This window comes from Burkholderia sp. BCC0044 (assembly GCF_902832955.1).
Classification (GTDB): Bacteria; Pseudomonadota; Gammaproteobacteria; order Burkholderiales; family Burkholderiaceae; genus Burkholderia.
The window spans coordinates 410,678-426,634 of record NZ_CADFDO010000003.1 but is presented as its reverse complement, the minus strand read 5'-3'; the positions used below and the strand labels follow the sequence as shown (position 1 = coordinate 426,634).

At 63.1% G+C, this 15,957-nt stretch carries 17 protein-coding genes; 12 read left to right on the top strand and 5 right to left on the bottom strand.

Annotation, left to right across the window (positions count from 1 at the left end; translation table 11 throughout):
- Positions 1 to 55 precede the first annotated feature (55 nt).
- The 3 genes from HWX14_RS18940 to HWX14_RS18930 all read left to right on the top strand — a co-directional run bounded on the left by HWX14_RS18940 (position 56) and on the right by HWX14_RS18930 (position 3,151).
- Positions 56 to 247 (top strand): CsbD family protein, encoded by a 192-nt coding sequence (locus HWX14_RS18940; RefSeq protein WP_175883957.1) that lies wholly within the window; start codon positions 56 to 58, stop codon positions 245 to 247.
- Positions 248 to 665: 418 nt separating this feature from the next.
- Entirely contained in the window at positions 666 to 1,817 is a 1,152-nt protein-coding gene (locus tag HWX14_RS18935; RefSeq protein WP_175883956.1) for a branched-chain amino acid ABC transporter substrate-binding protein, read from the top strand.
- A gap of 161 nt (positions 1,818 to 1,978) precedes the next feature.
- Complete coding sequence (locus HWX14_RS18930; protein ID WP_175883955.1) at positions 1,979 to 3,151, top strand: FAD-binding oxidoreductase; 1,173 nt, start codon at positions 1,979 to 1,981, stop codon at positions 3,149 to 3,151.
- 99 nt (positions 3,152 to 3,250) lie between these two features.
- Here the strand turns inward: HWX14_RS18930 and HWX14_RS18925 are convergent, their stop codons facing one another.
- Positions 3,251 to 4,432, bottom strand: coding sequence for a serine hydrolase domain-containing protein (locus tag HWX14_RS18925; protein WP_175883954.1), 1,182 nt, complete (start codon positions 4,430 to 4,432; stop codon positions 3,251 to 3,253).
- A gap of 275 nt (positions 4,433 to 4,707) precedes the next feature.
- On the opposite strand from HWX14_RS18925, the gene HWX14_RS18920 reads away from it, so the two are divergent.
- From HWX14_RS18920 to HWX14_RS18905, 4 genes are all read left to right on the top strand, one after another.
- Positions 4,708 to 5,835: an aminotransferase class V-fold PLP-dependent enzyme gene (locus HWX14_RS18920; protein WP_175883953.1), complete on the top strand. Its 1,128-nt coding sequence runs from the start codon at positions 4,708 to 4,710 to the stop codon at positions 5,833 to 5,835.
- Positions 5,836 to 5,931: 96 nt separating this feature from the next.
- Positions 5,932 to 6,501: a YdeI/OmpD-associated family protein gene (locus HWX14_RS18915; protein WP_175883952.1), complete on the top strand. Its 570-nt coding sequence runs from the start codon at positions 5,932 to 5,934 to the stop codon at positions 6,499 to 6,501.
- Between the two features lie 95 nt (positions 6,502 to 6,596).
- Complete coding sequence (locus tag HWX14_RS18910) at positions 6,597 to 7,031, top strand: lysozyme inhibitor LprI family protein (protein ID WP_244130263.1); 435 nt, start codon at positions 6,597 to 6,599, stop codon at positions 7,029 to 7,031.
- A gap of 92 nt (positions 7,032 to 7,123) precedes the next feature.
- Positions 7,124 to 7,627, top strand: coding sequence for a GNAT family N-acetyltransferase (locus HWX14_RS18905; RefSeq protein WP_175883950.1), 504 nt, complete (start codon positions 7,124 to 7,126; stop codon positions 7,625 to 7,627).
- Between the two features lie 122 nt (positions 7,628 to 7,749).
- Here the strand turns inward: HWX14_RS18905 and HWX14_RS18900 are convergent, their stop codons facing one another.
- Positions 7,750 to 8,325 carry a TetR/AcrR family transcriptional regulator gene (locus tag HWX14_RS18900; RefSeq protein WP_175883949.1) on the bottom strand — a complete coding sequence of 192 codons (576 nt, stop codon included), beginning with the start codon at positions 8,323 to 8,325 and terminating at the stop codon, positions 7,750 to 7,752.
- 146 nt (positions 8,326 to 8,471) lie between these two features.
- Here HWX14_RS18900 and HWX14_RS18895 point away from each other — a divergent pair, with 146 nt between their 5' ends.
- Positions 8,472 to 9,164: a glutathione S-transferase gene (locus tag HWX14_RS18895; RefSeq protein ID WP_175884617.1), complete on the top strand. Its 693-nt coding sequence runs from the start codon at positions 8,472 to 8,474 to the stop codon at positions 9,162 to 9,164.
- A 56-nt stretch (positions 9,165 to 9,220) separates the two neighbouring features.
- Here the strand turns inward: HWX14_RS18895 and HWX14_RS18890 are convergent, their stop codons facing one another.
- The gene (locus HWX14_RS18890; protein ID WP_175883948.1) at positions 9,221 to 9,679 is read right to left on the bottom strand and encodes a GNAT family N-acetyltransferase; all 459 of its coding nucleotides are present in this window, start codon (positions 9,677 to 9,679) and stop codon (positions 9,221 to 9,223) included.
- Between the two features lie 236 nt (positions 9,680 to 9,915).
- A complete protein-coding gene (locus HWX14_RS18885) occupies positions 9,916 to 10,461 on the bottom strand; it encodes a hypothetical protein (protein ID WP_175883947.1) in 546 nt (181 codons plus the stop codon).
- Between the two features lie 431 nt (positions 10,462 to 10,892).
- Between HWX14_RS18885 and HWX14_RS18880 the strand changes: the two genes are divergently transcribed.
- The 3 genes from HWX14_RS18880 to HWX14_RS18870 all read left to right on the top strand — a co-directional run bounded on the left by HWX14_RS18880 (position 10,893) and on the right by HWX14_RS18870 (position 12,384).
- On the top strand, positions 10,893 to 11,117 hold the full coding sequence (locus tag HWX14_RS18880; RefSeq protein ID WP_175883946.1) for a hypothetical protein: 225 nt from the start codon (positions 10,893 to 10,895) through the stop codon (positions 11,115 to 11,117).
- Between the two features lie 215 nt (positions 11,118 to 11,332).
- Entirely contained in the window at positions 11,333 to 11,707 is a 375-nt protein-coding gene (locus HWX14_RS18875; RefSeq protein ID WP_175883945.1) for a VOC family protein, read from the top strand.
- Complete coding sequence (locus HWX14_RS18870) at positions 11,707 to 12,384, top strand: hypothetical protein (protein ID WP_175883944.1); 678 nt, start codon at positions 11,707 to 11,709, stop codon at positions 12,382 to 12,384. Before HWX14_RS18875 ends, HWX14_RS18870 begins: the two co-directional genes overlap by 1 nt.
- 4 nt (positions 12,385 to 12,388) lie before the next feature.
- Here the strand turns inward: HWX14_RS18870 and HWX14_RS18865 are convergent, their stop codons facing one another.
- Entirely contained in the window at positions 12,389 to 13,360 is a 972-nt protein-coding gene (locus tag HWX14_RS18865; RefSeq protein WP_175883943.1) for a LysR substrate-binding domain-containing protein, read from the bottom strand.
- A gap of 134 nt (positions 13,361 to 13,494) precedes the next feature.
- Here HWX14_RS18865 and HWX14_RS18860 point away from each other — a divergent pair, with 134 nt between their 5' ends.
- The gene (locus HWX14_RS18860; RefSeq protein WP_175883942.1) at positions 13,495 to 15,795 is read left to right on the top strand and encodes an NADP-dependent malic enzyme; all 2,301 of its coding nucleotides are present in this window, start codon (positions 13,495 to 13,497) and stop codon (positions 15,793 to 15,795) included.
- Positions 15,796 to 15,957 lie beyond the last annotated feature (162 nt).

Here is a 15,957-nt window from a genome sequence, read left to right as displayed (position 1 = left end):
GCGACGGAGGGCGCCGCATCGCCGGCTCTCCCTCAAACCATCGCAGGAGATGACCATGGACAAGAATCGCGTCGAAGGCAAGCTCAAGCAGGTCAAGGGTTCGGTCAAGGAAGCAATCGGCAAGGTGACGGGCGACCGCGAGACCGAAGCGGAAGGCCTGGCCGAACAGCAAGCCGGCAAGCTGCAGGAAAAGGCCGGCGAGGCGGCCGATGCGGTGCGCAACCAGACGGGCACCGATCGGCACTGACCGATGACGCGACGCCCTCCCGTGGGCGTCGCGAAGGCCGGCCGGGCCGCATCGCAACGATGATGCGTAGCCGGCATGACCACGGCCGGCCTTGAACCGGCGGCGCGGCCGCCATTCCCCCGCAAGACCTCCATCCACGGCCCACCGTCGTACGGGCCGCGGATCGGCCATGGCCACGGAACTTGATGACAAATCCTCACAACATAGTTCCGATATTTCGTTTGCTGCACGGGTATTGGCTACCCACAATCCATTCACCTCTTTCGCGATGAAAGGTTCTTCGGAGACGGAACCGCGGTGATCGGCGGGCCGGTCGCGCGCATGGCGCCGCGGCAGCGCGAGCAATCACCGGCGCGCAGGAGGTTGCCGACGCGCGCCGATCGCGCGTCGCATCCCGACCCTCACAAGAAGGACTGCCATGACGTTCCGCATTCGTTCGCTTTCCGGCATCGCACTGACCGCCGCGCTTCTCGCATTCCAGACGGGCGCGGCCCATGCGCAGGAGACGATCGTCAAGGTCGGCGTGGCCGGCCCGCTGACGGGCGGCGGCGCCGCGTACGGCAAGGACATCGAGAACGGCGTGCGGATGGCGGTGGACGAAGCGAATGCCGCGCGGACGACCGTCGGCGGCAAGCCGGTGAAATTCGTCGTCGCGTCGCAGGACGACCAGAGCGATCCGCGCACCGGCGTGCAGGCCGCGCAGCAGCTCGCCGACGCGCAGGTGGCCGTCGTGATCGGCCACTTCAATTCGGGCACCACGCTGCCCGCATCGAAGATCTACGCGAAGGCCGGCATTCCGATGATCACGCCGTCGGCGACCAATCCCGACATCACGCGCGCCGGGCTCGACACCGTGTACCGCGTGATCGCGACCGACACGCAGAACGCCGGCAATGCCGGTACGTATGCGGCGAGCGTGACGAAGGCGAAGCGCATCGCGATCATCGACGATCGCACCGCGTTCGGCCAGGGCGAAGCCGACGAATTCGAGAAGGCCGTGAAGGCGAACGGCGGCACGATCGTCGCGCGCGAATTCACGAACGACAAGGCCGTCGACTTCAGCGCGCAGCTCACGAAGATCAAGAGCGCCAACGCCGATCTCGTGTTCTTCGGCGGCCTCGACGCGCAGGCCGCGATGCTGGTGAAGCGCATGCGCCAGCTCGGCATCCGCGCGCAGTTTCTCGCGGGCGGCGGCGTGATGAACGCGAACTTCATCAGGCTCGCCGGCAATGCGGCCGAAGGCGCGTCGGTGTGGGAATACGGGCAGCCGCTGTCGCGTCTCGCGAAGGGCAAGCTGTTCGAAACGAAATTCAAGCAGAAGTACGGCGTCGACATGCTCGCGTACGCGCCGTTCGCGTACGACGCGACGTGGATCGCGATCAATGCGATGCAGAAGGCGAACTCGACGAAGCCGGTCGATTTCAACGGCGCGCTGAAGGGCACGCGCTACGACGGCATCACCGGCACGATCGCGTTCACGAACACGGGCGACCTGAAGAACCCGAGCTCGACGCTGTATGAAGTGAAGAACGCCGCGTGGCAGCCCGTCACGACGAAATCGGCGGATTGAACGCAACATAACGCAACCTGCGCGCGGACTTTCGCGGCGATGCCGGACGTGCTGAAATAGCCGAAGCGATCGCCCGCGAAGTTTGCCCGCGCGACGCCGCGCGAGTCGCGGCACGCATCACCCACAGGCGCTGAGCCTTTTACGTGCAACCGGAGTCAGTCGTGAGTTCTCAAGTCGTCATCGTCGGCGGTGGTGTGATCGGCAGCTCGATCGCTTATTTCCTGCGCGCCACCGATCCCACGGTCGCCGTGACCGTGATCGAGCGCGACCCCACCTATGCCAGATCGTCGTCGGCGCTGTCGGCCGCGTCGATTCGCCAGCAGTTCTCCACGCCGCTGTCGATCGAGATGTCGCTGTTCGGCATCGAGTTCCTGCGCACGATCGGCGAACGGCTCGAAGTGGACGGCAACCGGCCGTCGATCGATCTGCACGAAGGCGGTTACCTGTTTCTCGCGACGCCGGCCGGCGACGCGACGCTGCGCGAGAACCATGCGCTGCAGACGCGCCTCGGCGCCGATATCCGGCTGCTGGACGGCGACGCGCTGCGCGCGAAGTTTCCGTGGCTGAACGTCGACGATCTCGTGTCGGGCGCGTATGGCGCGAGCGGCGAAGGCTGGTTCGACGGCTACGGGCTCGTGCAGGCGCTGCGCAAGAAGGCGCAGGCGCTCGGCGCGCGCTACGTGCCGGCCGACGTGAAGGACGTGGTGCGCGACGGCCGCAAGATCACGCACGTCGTGACGGGCGACGGCGAGCGTTACGCGTGCGACACGCTCGTCAACGCGGCCGGCGCATGGACGCGCACGCTGTCGTCGATGATGGGTATCGACATCCCCGTGTATGCGCGGCGGCGCAGCATCTTCAACGTATCGTCGCCGGCAAAGCTCGCCGATTGTCCGCTGCTGATCGATCCGACCGGCGTGTATTTCCGGCCGGAAGGGCGCACGTATATCTGCGGCACGTCGCCGAGCCCGGATCGCGACCCCGACGACCTGCCGCTCGACGAAGTCGACCACGACCTGTTCGACGACGTGATCTGGCCGACGCTCGCGCACCGCGTGCCGGAATTCGAGGCGCTGCGCGTCGAGAATTGCTGGTCCGGTTACTACGAGTACAACGTGTTCGATCACAACGCGATCATCGGCTACCACCCCGAACTCGACAACGTCGTGTTCGCGAACGGCTACAGCGGCCACGGGCTGCAGCAAGGGCCGGCGACCGGGCGGGGCGTCAGTGAACTCATTCTGGGCGGGCGTTACGACACGCTCGACCTGTCGTCGCTCGGCTGGGCGCGTGTGCTGGAAAACCGGCCGATCGTCGAAAAGAACGTCGTGTAGTGTAGTGCGGCGTGACCGCCCGGTATGGGGTGGGCGGGATTCTCCTTGTGTCTCAAACCCGTTGGCCCGACGTTGTCGGGCCTTTTTTCGTTGCGGGCGTCAGCCGGCGCCATAAACGGCGTCGCGCAGATCGAGCGTGTACTGCCCGTTCATCCCTTCGTAGAGCGTGTTCGACAGCGACACGACGGTCAGCCCGCGTGCGCGATCGACGAACCACGAATGCCCGTAGACGCCGCCCCAGCGCCAGGTGCCGACGGATTCCGGCGACGCGGCCGCCTGCGGGTCGCGCAGCACCGAGAAGCCGATCCCGAAGCCCGCGCCCGGCAGATCCGGCAATTCGAAATCGCCGGTCTGTACGCGTCCCATCTCGTCGACCAGTTCGGCCGGCAGGATCGCGCCACCGCCCGCGCGCAGCGTGTCCAGCACCGTCAGCACGTCGCCCGCGGTGCCGACCATTCCGGCGCCGGCCGACGGGAACGCTTGTGCATTCAGCGCGCGCGACGGCGAATACGTGACGCCGACGAACCCTTCGTCGATGGGCACCGTCTCGTTCTCCGCGAGCCGATGCGGCTGCGGTGTGTCGTTCACGTACGGCGTGGCGAGCCGCGCAGGATCGCGTGCGACGAAGCCCGTGTCGCGCGCGCCGAGCGGGCGCAGCACGAGCGCATCGATCGCATCGGCGAGCGGCTCGCCGCGGACGGCCTCGATCAGTGCACCGATGACGTCGATCGACAGCGAGTAGTTCCAACTGGTGCCGGGCGCGAACAGCAGCGGCACGCTCGCGATCCGGCGCAGGTTTTCCGCGAGCGTGATCGATGCGCCATCGAGCCCGTCGGAGACACCCGCACGCGCATACGGGCCGTTCGCGTCGGTTTCGTTGAAGCGATAGTCGAGGCCGGCGGTATGCACGAGCAACTGGCGCACCGTGATCGTCGGCACGCGACCGTCGGGCAGCGCCGGACGGAATTCTGGCAGCCAGCGCGTGATGTCTTCGTCGAGCGACAGCTTGCGTTGCGCGACGAGCACCATCGCGGCCGCGGAGACGATCGGCTTCGTGACCGAGGCGAGCCGGAACAGCGTGTCTTCACGCATCGGCGTACGCGATTCGCGGTCCGCGAATCCGGCCGCGCGTCGATAAACGAGTTCGCCGTCGCGGGCGACGAGGACGACCGCGCCGACGAGGCGCTGCGTATCGAGCTGGCGGGACAGGACCGCGTCGATGCGCTCGGCGAGCGCCGGATCGGTTGACGACTGCGGTGACGATGCGGGAGAGGAGGTCATCGAAATTTCCGTCGTGAAGGGCCTGGTCGACATGTTAGGCGGCTGTTGCCGCACGCGTCGTTAACCCTTACACGGAACAGGGCGATGCGCGCGGGGCGGGCGGCTGCGATGAATACCGAACCCGGCAGCCGACAAAATAGGCGCCAATCGGCCGGCGGCGTTCGTTAGAATCGGCTTTCGTCGAGGCAATGACGCATTTGCATGGTGCAGAGCAGTATCGAATCGAAGACGCTGCTTGTCCTGATTCCATCGTTCATCTTTCACCGGAGGCGAGCATGCCAGGTTTACTTCCCGATGTTGACCGCGAGGGGCTCCTCGAATATTCGGTGGTGTACACCGATCGCTCGGTCAACCATATGTCGCAGCGCTTTCAGGGCGTCATGCGCGACATTTCCGCCACGCTGAAAAAGGTCTACAACGCGAAGTCGGTCGCGATCGTCCCGGGCAGCGGGACGTTCGGCATGGAAGCCGTGGCGCGACAGTTCGCGACGAACAAGAAGTGTCTCGTGATCCGCAACGGCTGGTTCAGCTTCCGCTGGTCGCAGATTTTCGACATGGGCAGCATTCCGTCGGAAACGACGGTGCTGAAGGCGCGCCCGGTCGAAGCGGGCAGGCAAGCCGCATACGCGCCGGCGCCGATCGATGAAGTGGTCGCCGCGATCAAGGAAAACAAACCGGATTTCGTGTTCGCGCCGCACGTCGAAACCGCGTCCGGAATCATGCTGCCCGATGCGTACCTGCGTGCGGTGGCCGATGCCGTGCATGCGGTCGGCGGGATGTTCGTGCTGGATTGCATCGCGTCGGGCACCGTGTGGGTCGACATGCAGGCGAGCGGCGTCGATATCCTGATCAGCGCGCCGCAAAAGGGCTGGAGCGCGTCGCCGTGTTGCGCGATGGTCATGTTGAGCCCGCTTGCGCGCGAGCGCATCGATTCGACCACCAGCACCAGCTTCGCGTGCGATCTGCGCAAGTGGCTGCAGATCATGGAAGCGTACGAGGGCGGCGGGTTCGCGTATCACGCGACGATGCCCACGGACAGCCTCACGACGCTGCGCGACGTGATGAAGGAAACCGATGCATACGGCTTCGACAAGGTGAAGGCGGAACAGCTCGAACTCGGCGAGCGCATTCGTGCGCTGCTGACGGAGAAGGGGTTCAGGAGCGTGGCCGCGAAGGGGTTCGAGGCGCCGGGTGTCGTCGTGAGTTACACGGACGATGACGGTATTCGCACCGGGAAGAAATTCGCCGATGTCGGTTTGCAGATCGCGGCGGGTGTGCCGCTGCAATGCGACGAACCGGAGGATTTCAAGACGTTCCGGCTCGGGTTGTTCGGTCTCGACAAGCTGCATGACGTCGATGGCGCGGTGAAGCGGTTTGCCGATGCGTTGAACCGGATTGTTTGATGCGGTTTTATGGAATCGGTTGATCCGGCGGCCGCCGCTCGTTCGTTGAGCGGCGGCTTTTGAGTCGTTGAAAACGCAACCATTCGGGATGGTGACATGATCGAAGGCGCTCTGACGTTTGCCAGTCAAGTCGAATGGGAAAGCTGGTTGGCGCAGAACGGCGGCACGTCGACCGGAGCATGGCTGCGGCTCGCGAAAAAAGGTACGGGGCAGCAAACTGTCACCTACCAAGAGGCGTTGGAAAGCGCGCTCTGCCATGGCTGGATCGATGGTCAAAAGAAGGCCGAGAGCGAGCAATTTTGGTTACAACGTTTCACCCCGCGCTCGGCGAAAAGCATCTGGTCCAAGTTGAACAAGGATAAGGCCGAAGCGCTGATCGCCGCAGGCAGAATGCGCGCGGCCGGCCTGTCAGAAATCGAGCGGGCCAGGAAGGACGGCCGCTGGGAGGCTGCCTATACGTCGGCCGGCAATTCAATCGTGCCGGATGACCTGCAGGCGGCTCTGGACGCCAATCCGAAAGCCGGGAAGTTTTTTGCGACGCTGAACAGCCGCAATCGCTATGCGATCCTGTTCCGGATACAGAACGCCAAGAAGCCGGAAACACGGGCGCGCAAGATCGCGGAATTCATCGACATGCTCAAGCGGGGCGAGACTTTTCATCCGTAGAGCGTGGGTTTCCGACGGAGATTTTGTCGAACGCGATCGACGCGATAATTGTTCCGGGTCGCCATATGAATGGAAAAACAAGAATGCGAGCAAGAATGCATATCCGCGCATCGGCGTTCAGCCCTCGCCGCGTGGCGCCGGGCGTCGCCATGGCGCTGACGTTGTCGTGGTTCACCGCTGCGCAAGCGCAGAGCTGCGCACCAGATAGCGTAGCGCCCGAGTGCTTGCTGCAGCGCAGTCAAGATGAATTTCAGCGAGTGGATGACGAATTGAACCGCACGTACCGGAAGGTTTTGAAGTCGCTGTCTCGGCCACGTGACGAGTACGTCGACTATCCGGCACTCAAGGTGAAATTTGTCGCGGCTCAGCGGCAATGGATCCGTTTTCTCGGCGACGAGTGTTCCGCTTGGTATCTGATAAACGAGGCAGGCGCGGATCGTAATCTTGATCTACTGACTTGCGAAATCGACAGAACACGTGATCGTACGCGCGAATTGAACGCGTGGCTCAAGCAAGTGAGCCATGATTAGTGCAGCGCTAGACAAAGCGGGTGCGTGGCTAGCGTCAGGTCAGTCATGCGGTGCACCGGGATGGTAGCGCCAACATAACGGGGAAACGAGCGATGGTGTCGAAAAGCGTCCGCAGAGCGACGGTAGACGATGTGCCGGTGCTGACACAGATCCGGAACGATGCACATGCCAAGAAGGTCGCGCACGGCGACTACGTATGGGGCAAGGAAGGCGACGGCTTCTCCGAACGGTGGGTACGAAACCATGTCGCCGAGAAAGCCGTATACGTCGTCGAACAGGAGGGCGCGCTGGTCGGAACGTTCTCGCTCGACTTCGACGAGGACAGGCACTGGGAGCCTCAAGAGCCGATCGCAGGTTACGTGCACGGCCTCTGTGTGCGGCAAGGTTTCAACGGGCTTGGGCTCGGCAGCTTCATGCTCGACTGGTGCGCGCATGAGGTGAGCCGATCGAATCGGCGTTTGCTTCGACTCGACTGCGGCGCTGAAAACACGAAGCTTTGCGCTTACTACGAGTCGTTAGGCTTTGTTCGCGTTGGGTTGAAAACGGACGGTATCGTCTGGTCTCTTTACGAAAAGCCTGTCAGTTCGACCCGCTGATGATCGTGGCGGTCCGGCAGCAAACTTCGGCGACGGCATCCACGTGAGCCTGGGTCGCGCGATTGAACATCGTGCGTTCGCGAACGTTCGACATCATCTGAAGCCGCGTCGCCGTTACCCTGCTACGCCGGCAAAAGCCCCGCTTTCCGATAATTGTCGATCAGCGCGTCATAGAGCGAGAGATCGCCGCGACTCCGCGCGATGAGCTGGGCGCCGGCGATGGCGGCGAAGATGGCCCGCGCCCGCGGTTTGCTTTCCCGAGCGCCGACTATTGCCGCTGCGGACAGGACCTTGCTGAGCCACGCGACATTCACGTCGGCGAAGGCCAGCACTTCCTTCATCACGACTTCCGGCAGGTCGTCGGTTTCGGCGGCCATGAAGCTGCACAGGCACAGGCGGTTGCCGGTCTCGAGCGCCTTGCGGAAGGTACCCGGATAGCGACGCAGGCAGTCCAGCGGATCGCGCGATCCGGCCAGCATGTCGTCCAGCGCGGCCGCTGAATCCTCCCAATAACGCCGCGCTACCGCTGCGCCGAGATCGGCCTTGCTTTCGAAGTGGTGGTAGATGCTCGCGGCCTTGATTCCTACCTCGTTGGCGAGATCCCGATAGTTCAACCCGCCGTAGCCGTGCGTCTGCGCGAGCCTCGTGGCGGCTGCCAGAATTCTTTCTCTCGAGTTCGAGCTCGCGTCGTTCGTCACTGCTTCAGTCTCCGCGCACGGGAAAGGGATGTTGACACGTCGGATTGTACCTTATATGGTTAACCTAACAAACGTTAGGTAGTTTCGTGGGCGACGTGCTTTCACGTCGTCCGATCCAGTGCAACCGACTATGGAGCGCCTCTGCAATGACTTCCAGTAACGCCGATTTCGACACAACCCGATTACCCGTGATGAAGATCCACGATTTCCCGACGGGGCCCTATCCGACCCGCGTGCGCATCGCGCTGGCCGAAAAGGGGCTGCAATCGCGCGTCCAGTTCGTGATGGTCGATCTTTACAAGGGCGAGCATAAAAAGCCCGAGTTCATCGCCGGCAAGAATTATTCGGGTACGTTGCCGGTGCTGGAGCTCGATGATGGCACTTGTATTGCCGAGTGCACGGCCATTACCGAATACCTCGACACGCTCGATGGCGTACCGACGCTCACCGGCAGCACGCCGCGCGAAAAGGGCATCATCCACATGATGAGCAAGCGCGCCGAGCTGGAGTTGCTCGACGCGATCAGCGTCTATTTTCATCACGGCACACCGGGCTTGGGGCCCGACGTCGAGACGTATCAAAACCCGGAGTGGGGGTTCCGTCAACGCGACAAGGCGCTGAGGGGCATGCGCTACTTCGATGCCGTTCTGCAACGGCAACCGTACGTCGCGGGCCAGACGTTCTCGATGGCCGACATCACCGTCATCGGCGGTCTGATCTTCGCGACGCTCGTGAAGCTGCCGGTGCCCGAGGAGTGCGAAGCGCTTCGAGCCTGGTACGCGAGAATGCTGGAGCGTGAGAGCGTCAGGAATCAGCCGGTGTTTGCGATGCTGAGCTGAGCTGGCCCTGCGTTGGTCGATAACGGGCGGATGGGGCGACCGAACGGAGGGCTGCGCTACCGCGTCAAGCGGTACAAAACATCGGGGCAGCCTTCCTCGTTTCTGCTTCCGTCGCTGTGCGCAATGGCAACGAACCCGTGCTGCTCGTAAAACGCAGCGGCATCGCGGTTCATTTCGAACGTATGGAGCTGGAGCGTGCCGTCCGTTTGCGACTTCACCGATTCCAGCAGGGCAGTGCCGATTCCTCGCCGTTTGAATTCGGGGCGCACGTACAATTGCTCGATCCATGTCACGCCGTCGGTGACAGCGTGTGCGGCCATGCCGACGATGTGGCCATCGTTCACGGCAACGGTAACGTCGCCCGACGGGACAAGCATGTTGGCAACCCAATCGCGGACGGCCGCTTCGGCGTGCGCGAGTGGCGCATAGGATGCCAGCGTGTCGCGCGACCGAAGATAGACGTCGGCCACCGCGGCGGCATCGGCCATCGTCGCGCGGCGCAAGATCAGGGGCATTGGTCGGCCACTCCGAAGTCGTCAAGGAATGCTCGACGATAGCAGCAGGGCATCGAACTTCCAAGGTCGCCCGGAATGCTGCTGAAGTGGGCTGAATTCGGCAGGTCCACGGGATAATCGAGTTTGCGGCACGAACAATTGGCGCAGCGTCCGGCCAGTTTCTGCCATTCGATCTTCGGAGGAAAATCGTCGACAATTCGCGGAGGTATTGGGGACTCCTTGGGACTCGGGGAAGCTCAGTGACAAGCATGCGCTTCAGAGATGGGCACGGGCTCAGTTGCCACTCCTGCAGTGCCGGCGAGCAAACGTCGCAGATGAATCTGCGCGGAACCGGGGCCGCTTATCAAGACCTCATAATCCCGACCCGCTTCGGGGACAAAAGTGCCGGCGCCTGGCGCATAGGTTATCCAGTAAGCTTTGGCGTTGACCATGGTCGCCTCAGTAATTTGAGCGCTAATCGTCAAGGGTTCGCCGGCAGGAACGATCCATTCTTGATAATAGCGATAGGCGTCGGAAGGTAGCGGCATCCCGACAGTTTTATTCACCATTGCGGAGAATCCCGGCTTGGATACCAGGCGGCTGGGCTCGGGATATCCACCCCAAAGCCCTTGTTTCGGCGTACAAGCCGTGTTGTATTGAAAATACACGGTCGCCCCCCAATACACGCGAATTCGGGCTTCCCTATCAGGCTGCCAAGCGGTTCGGTTCGATTGAGGGGACGCACAGGCGCCGAGCACAATAGGAGCGAATAGCGCGCAAAAGAATGCAATACGATGGCTCATGGAGTAGCGCGGTGGTTATTCGTGGCTAGCGAAAATACCTCAGGTCTTGGTTACTGTCACCAGGCATCGATCGAATGATCATCAGCTTTCGAGCGGCCCGACTGACCGTTTCGGATTGGAAGCGCCCAACGGCTCTGGCCGCAGCCAATTGCGGCCACTCACGGGACCCATATGTTCACCCCCGAATTTGTAAACGAAGAATTACGCCAGTTTGTCCTAGTCGCCAACCATAGCTTGGAATCGGCGGAGGCCGCTTGTCTAAGCATCGAGTACAACCGAGCGCGCATCGTGCACGGTCGACCGCATCTGCCTTCGGGGCCCTGGAAGTGTCAACTTGTCTATGATGTTCGCGGTCAATCGGTGAGCGAAGTGACGATTGACCAAGTCAGGGCAGCGCTCTGCGACGTAGCTACCGTGGAGTTCAAGCGCTGATGGGCATTCAAGTCGTAGTTGCCGCCGGGAGTCGAGCAGAGGTAGTTGAGAAATTGGGAAATGCGGCTCCATTCGCCGAGATCTTTCCATTGTCGGGAGGCAATTTCGGGATTTCCATCCCGTTCGAGGTCGTCGCCGATATTGGCGAGCAGGTCGTGCTCGACCGCATCTCGGCTCTCAAGTATTTCGATCTCTGGGCGGGCGAGTGGAAGCCACCGCAGTAGAGCCTACGCTCGCTTGCGAAAGAACAGCAATAGCTCATACGCCACATCATGAGGGTTCGCTTCCGGGTACCAAAACGGCCGTCGGCATCCTTGTTATTGAACGGCAGCAACGGGTCATTCTGAGCCGATAACAGACCACCGCCGCATGTGGCAACATTGCGGTCATCGCTACATCACGTCAGCGTGCTGACCGATCCAACCATCCGGGGAAACTCATGTTTGACCACGTCAAATTCGGCGTCAGCGACTACGCCGCCAGCAGGGCGTTTTTCCTGAAGGCACTTGAACCGCTGGGCGTCGAAATCGTCGGGGAAGGCGAGCCGTCGTACGGGATCGAGATCGGTCTGCCCGACAAGTCTTCGCTGTGTCTGTTCCCGACCGAAGAGAAGCCGGCGCCTCTCCACATCGCGTTCGCGGCCGACACGCGGCAGCAAGTCGATGCGTTCCATCGCGCGGCGCTGGAGGCGGGCGGGAAGGACCATGGCGCGCCGGGGTTGCGGCCGCATTATCACGCGAACTACTACGCGGCGTTCGTCATCGCGCCGGATGGACACAATATCGAGGTGGTGTGTCATCGGGCGGACGGCTGATGCGCGGGATCGGTAAAACGCTTGCGGTGATTTCAAGCATCGCGGTCTTCGGCATCGCCTACGTTCAAGCCGCTCCCACGGAATCCGCATTTCCACGCTTCACGCAGGCCGCGGGCAAGCTCGATGGCGACGGGCTTCCGCTGTCCGGCGTGAAGCTCTGCGTGCTGCCCGACCGTGCGCCGTGCTTCGAGATGCCGCCGGCGCCGCTTCCTCATTCTTCGAAGGAGCTGTACCAGTTCGGCCTGAATCCACGGTCCGAGCGGCTGCCGATTGCGTCGGGCGGCTCGTGGGTGTTCTTCTCGGGGATGTTCTCGGGTGGCGGCAGCGGGATGCTGGAGCGCGTGGCCGTGCTGCGGGTCGGTGCGAACGGCAAGATCGAGAACCTGATGCCGAAAGTCACCCAGACGGAAATGGCCGATCGCGCGATGTGGAGCTTGCCGGAGGTGTCGCCGTATCCGCTGTTCGTTCGGGCCGACTATGTGTGGGGCAAGGGCGAGGATCATTTCGGCGAGCACTTCTTCGACGTCGACGCATGGGCGTTCGATCCCGCCGCCAATCAATACACGAAGCGCTTGGCTTACCGTACGAGCAAGCGCTACGACAGGGGCGAGGGCGGGGACCACGTGCTGAGCGCCGAACGTCCGGAAATCCTGCGCCGCCTCGCCGCCGGCAAGTAGCGCGTTATCGCTGCGCGTCCCCGTACGTCTCCTTGCACACCTCGCGTAGCGCGTCGACGAGCAGATCGCGCGCGGGCGACCGCGAATCGGCGGCGCGCGTGAACAGCGCAATGGGCGGCAGCGTCCACACCAGCGAATAAGGCACGATCGCCACGCCGGCGATCCGCACCAGTTCCTCCGCGATATCGGCCGGCACGATCGACACGGCCTCGTCGCTCGACGCGATCATTTCGCCGATCAGCTTCGACGAGTAGCTTTCGACGATTGGCACGGGCGGCGCGATGCCGGCCGACAGGAACAGGTCGGTCACCTGTTCGCGCATCGGCGTATGCGGGGCGCCGAGAATCCAGTCGAGCGCGTGCAGCTTGTGCCAGTCCAGCGGCGTGCGCGCGAGCTTCGCCGCCAGCCGCCGGCTCGCGATCATGCGCGGCTGCTGCTGGTACAGCACTTCGAACGAAACCTGCCCGAGATCGATCGCCGACGACGCGCGCCCGATCACGATGTCGACGCTGTGATCGCGGAGCTGCAGCAGCAGCTGATCGCTGGTGCCTTCGTGAATCGTCACGGTCAGACGCCGCTCCATGCGCGCTTGCAGCCGCTTCAGCGCGGCCGACAGCATCTGGCCGGAGATGAACGGAATCACGCCGATGTGCAGATGGGCCGCATGCCCGGCGGCGACGGCCTCCATCTCGCGGGCGAGGTGGTCGAGATCCTTGATCATCGCCTTCGCCCGTTCGAGCACGACCGCGCCGAGCGCGGTGGGTCGCATGCCGCGCGACGAGCGTTCGAACAGCGGCGTGCCGAACATGCTCTCCAGTTCGGACAGCGCGTTCGTCACGGCCGGCTGGCTGCTCGCCATGTGCTCGGCGACGCGCGTCAGCGAGCCGTGCTGCTGGATCTGCAGCAACAGCACCAGATGCCGAATCTTCAGACGCGCGCCGAGCCGTCTGACCACGTCGTTTGCGTCAAAATTCATTGACTGGTCATGTATTCATCAGGAAAAGGTTATGAGCCGATATTAAAACAGAATCATCACGTTATGGCGGATGCCTAGAATCACCTTCATGGATCGCGCCGGGACTGGCCTGGCGCCCACGCCGAGACGAAAACATGAAACAGACCGAGACACAGAAGCAGGCCGCGTTCGACTATCACGAGTTTCCGACTCCCGGGAAAATCTCGGTCGTCGCGAGCAAGCCGCTGGTGACCCAGCGCGATCTGGCGCTGGCCTATACGCCCGGCGTGGCGAGCGTGTGCGAGTCGATCGCCGCCGATCCGCTGCAGGCGCACCGCTTCACGAGCCGCGGCAACCTGGTGGGCGTGATTACGAACGGCACCGCCGTGCTGGGCCTCGGCAACATCGGCCCGCTCGCGTCGAAGCCGGTCATGGAGGGCAAGGCTGTCCTGTTCAAGAAGTTCGCCGGAATCGACGTGTTCGACATCGAGATCAACGAGACCGACCCGGACAAGCTGATCGACATCATCGCGGGCCTCGAACCGACGTTCGGCGGCATCAACCTCGAGGACATCAAGGCGCCGGAATGCTTCACCGTCGAGCAGAAGCTGCGCGAGCGCATGAAGATTCCCGTCTTCCACGACGATCAGCACGGCACGGCCATTACCGTTTCCGCCGCGTTCATCAACGGGTTGAAGGTGGTCGGGAAGTCCATCAAGGAAGTGAAGGTCGTGACGTCGGGCGCCGGTGCGGCCGCGCTGGCGTGCCTGGACCTGCTGGTCGACCTCGGGCTGCCGGTGGAAAACGTGTGGGTGACCGACATCGAAGGCGTCGTCTATCGCGGCCGTACCACGCTGATGGACCCGGCCAAGTCGCGCTTCGCGCAGGAAACCGATGCGCGCAAGCTTGCCGAAGTGATCGGCGGCGCGGATGTGTTCCTGGGGCTGTCGGTCGGCGGCATTCTCACGGCGGAGATGCTCAAGCAGATGGCGGCGCGTCCGCTGATTCTCGCGCTGGCCAACCCGACGCCGGAAATCTTCCCGGAACTGGCGCATGAGACGCGCGACGATGTCGTGATCGCGACGGGCCGCTCGGACTATCCGAACCAGGTCAACAACGTGCTGTGCTTCCCGTACATTTTCCGGGGCGCGCTGGACGTGGGCGCGACGACGATCACGCGCGAGATGGAAATCGCCGCGGTGCACGCGATCGCGGGGCTGGCCGAGGAAGAGCAGAACGAAGTCGTCGCGGCGGCCTACGGTGCATACGACGTGTCGTTCGGCGCGCAATACCTGATTCCGAAGCCGTTCGACCCGCGCCTGATCGTGCGGATCGCGCCGGCCGTGGCGAAGGCGGCGATGGAAGGCGGCGTGGCGACGCGTCCGCTCGCGAATCTCGATGCGTACGTCGAGCAGTTGCAGCAATTCGTCTACCACTCGGGCGCGTTCATGAAGCCGCTGTTCGCGACCGCGCGCCAACTCGTGCGTGACGGTGGCAAGGCGCGGATCGTGTTCACCGAAGGCGAGGACGAGCGTGTGTTGCGGGCGGTGCAGGTGATCGTCGACGAGAAGCTTGCGCGGCCGATTCTGGTCGGGCGTCCGGAGGTGCTGCTCGCGCGCATCGAGCGGTTTGGCCTGCGCTTGCGGCTCGGTCAGGACGTCGAAGTGACCAATCCGGAATATGACGAGCGCTTCCCGCAATACTGGACGAAGTATTGGGAACTGCGGTGCCGCGACGGTATTTCGAAGGAAATGGCGCGCGTGGAAATGCGCCGCCGCCTGACGCTGATCGGCGCGATGATGGTGCAGCTCGGCGACGCGGACGGGATGATCTGCGGGACGGTGGGCGAGTATCACAATCACCTGCGGTTCGTGGACGAAGTGATCGGCAAGAAGCCCGGTGCGTCGACCTACGCGGCGATGAATATTCTGTTGCTCGATCAGCGGACGGTCGCGCTGGTGGATACGCACGTGAACGACAACCCCGATGCGGAGCAGATCGCCGAATTCACGATCGCAGCGGCGCGGCAGATGGAATGGCTGAACCTGACGCCGAAGGTGGCGCTGCTGTCGCGGTCGAATTTCGGGTCGGGGAGCGCGGCTTCGGGGGTGAAGATGCGCCGCGCGCTGGAGATCGTGCGCGAGCAGGCGCCGGATATCGAGGCCGATGGCGAGATGCATGGCGACTGTGCGCTAGATGAAGGGCTGCGGGCGAAGCTGCTGCCGATGTCGCCGTTGAAGGGGGCGGCGAATTTGCTGGTTTGTCCGAACGTGGATGCGGGGAATATTGCTTACAACCTGCTTAAGACCGAGGCGGGGAGTAATGTTGCGGTGGGGCCGTTCTTGTTGGGCGTCAACGCGCCGGTGAACATCCTTACTTCCAGCGCCACCGTGCGGCGGATCGTGAATATGGCTGCGCTGACGGTGATTGAGGCGAATCGAGGTGTGGCGGGCTGATTGGTTGGTTGTTGTGGGGCGGCTGAGGCCGCCCCAGGAAGTGTCGTGGCAACAGTGGGGCGCCTCTAAGCACGCGTGAATCGGCCGTTTTTCTATGAATCGAGAGCGCAAGTCTGCGCGTACGTATGCGCTATCAAGTGCGCCAGAACTGATGCCTCAAAG

Bases quoted from the DNA above. Each gene is read 5' to 3' on its own strand.
- HWX14_RS18895 (WP_175884617.1), top strand. From the start codon at position 8,472: ATGACTTCCAGTAACGCCGATTTCGACACAACCCGATTACCCGTGATG.
- HWX14_RS18875 (WP_175883945.1), top strand. From the start codon at position 11,333: ATGTTTGACCACGTCAAATTCGGCGTCAGCGACTACGCCGCCAGCAGG.
- HWX14_RS18865 (WP_175883943.1), bottom strand. From the start codon at position 13,360: ATGAATTTTGACGCAAACGACGTGGTCAGACGGCTCGGCGCGCGTCTG.
- HWX14_RS18940 (WP_175883957.1), top strand. From the start codon at position 56: ATGGACAAGAATCGCGTCGAAGGCAAGCTCAAGCAGGTCAAGGGTTCG.
- HWX14_RS18860 (WP_175883942.1), top strand. From the start codon at position 13,495: ATGAAACAGACCGAGACACAGAAGCAGGCCGCGTTCGACTATCACGAG.
- HWX14_RS18905 (WP_175883950.1), top strand. From the start codon at position 7,124: ATGGTGTCGAAAAGCGTCCGCAGAGCGACGGTAGACGATGTGCCGGTG.
- HWX14_RS18890 (WP_175883948.1), bottom strand. From the start codon at position 9,679: ATGCCCCTGATCTTGCGCCGCGCGACGATGGCCGATGCCGCCGCGGTG.
- HWX14_RS18870 (WP_175883944.1), top strand. From the start codon at position 11,707: ATGCGCGGGATCGGTAAAACGCTTGCGGTGATTTCAAGCATCGCGGTC.
- HWX14_RS18885 (WP_175883947.1), bottom strand. From the start codon at position 10,461: ATGAGCCATCGTATTGCATTCTTTTGCGCGCTATTCGCTCCTATTGTG.
- HWX14_RS18915 (WP_175883952.1), top strand. From the start codon at position 5,932: ATGATCGAAGGCGCTCTGACGTTTGCCAGTCAAGTCGAATGGGAAAGC.
- HWX14_RS18925 (WP_175883954.1), bottom strand. From the start codon at position 4,432: ATGACCTCCTCTCCCGCATCGTCACCGCAGTCGTCAACCGATCCGGCG.
- HWX14_RS18920 (WP_175883953.1), top strand. From the start codon at position 4,708: ATGCCAGGTTTACTTCCCGATGTTGACCGCGAGGGGCTCCTCGAATAT.
- HWX14_RS18910 (WP_244130263.1), top strand. From the start codon at position 6,597: ATGCATATCCGCGCATCGGCGTTCAGCCCTCGCCGCGTGGCGCCGGGC.
- HWX14_RS18880 (WP_175883946.1), top strand. From the start codon at position 10,893: ATGGGCATTCAAGTCGTAGTTGCCGCCGGGAGTCGAGCAGAGGTAGTT.
- HWX14_RS18935 (WP_175883956.1), top strand. From the start codon at position 666: ATGACGTTCCGCATTCGTTCGCTTTCCGGCATCGCACTGACCGCCGCG.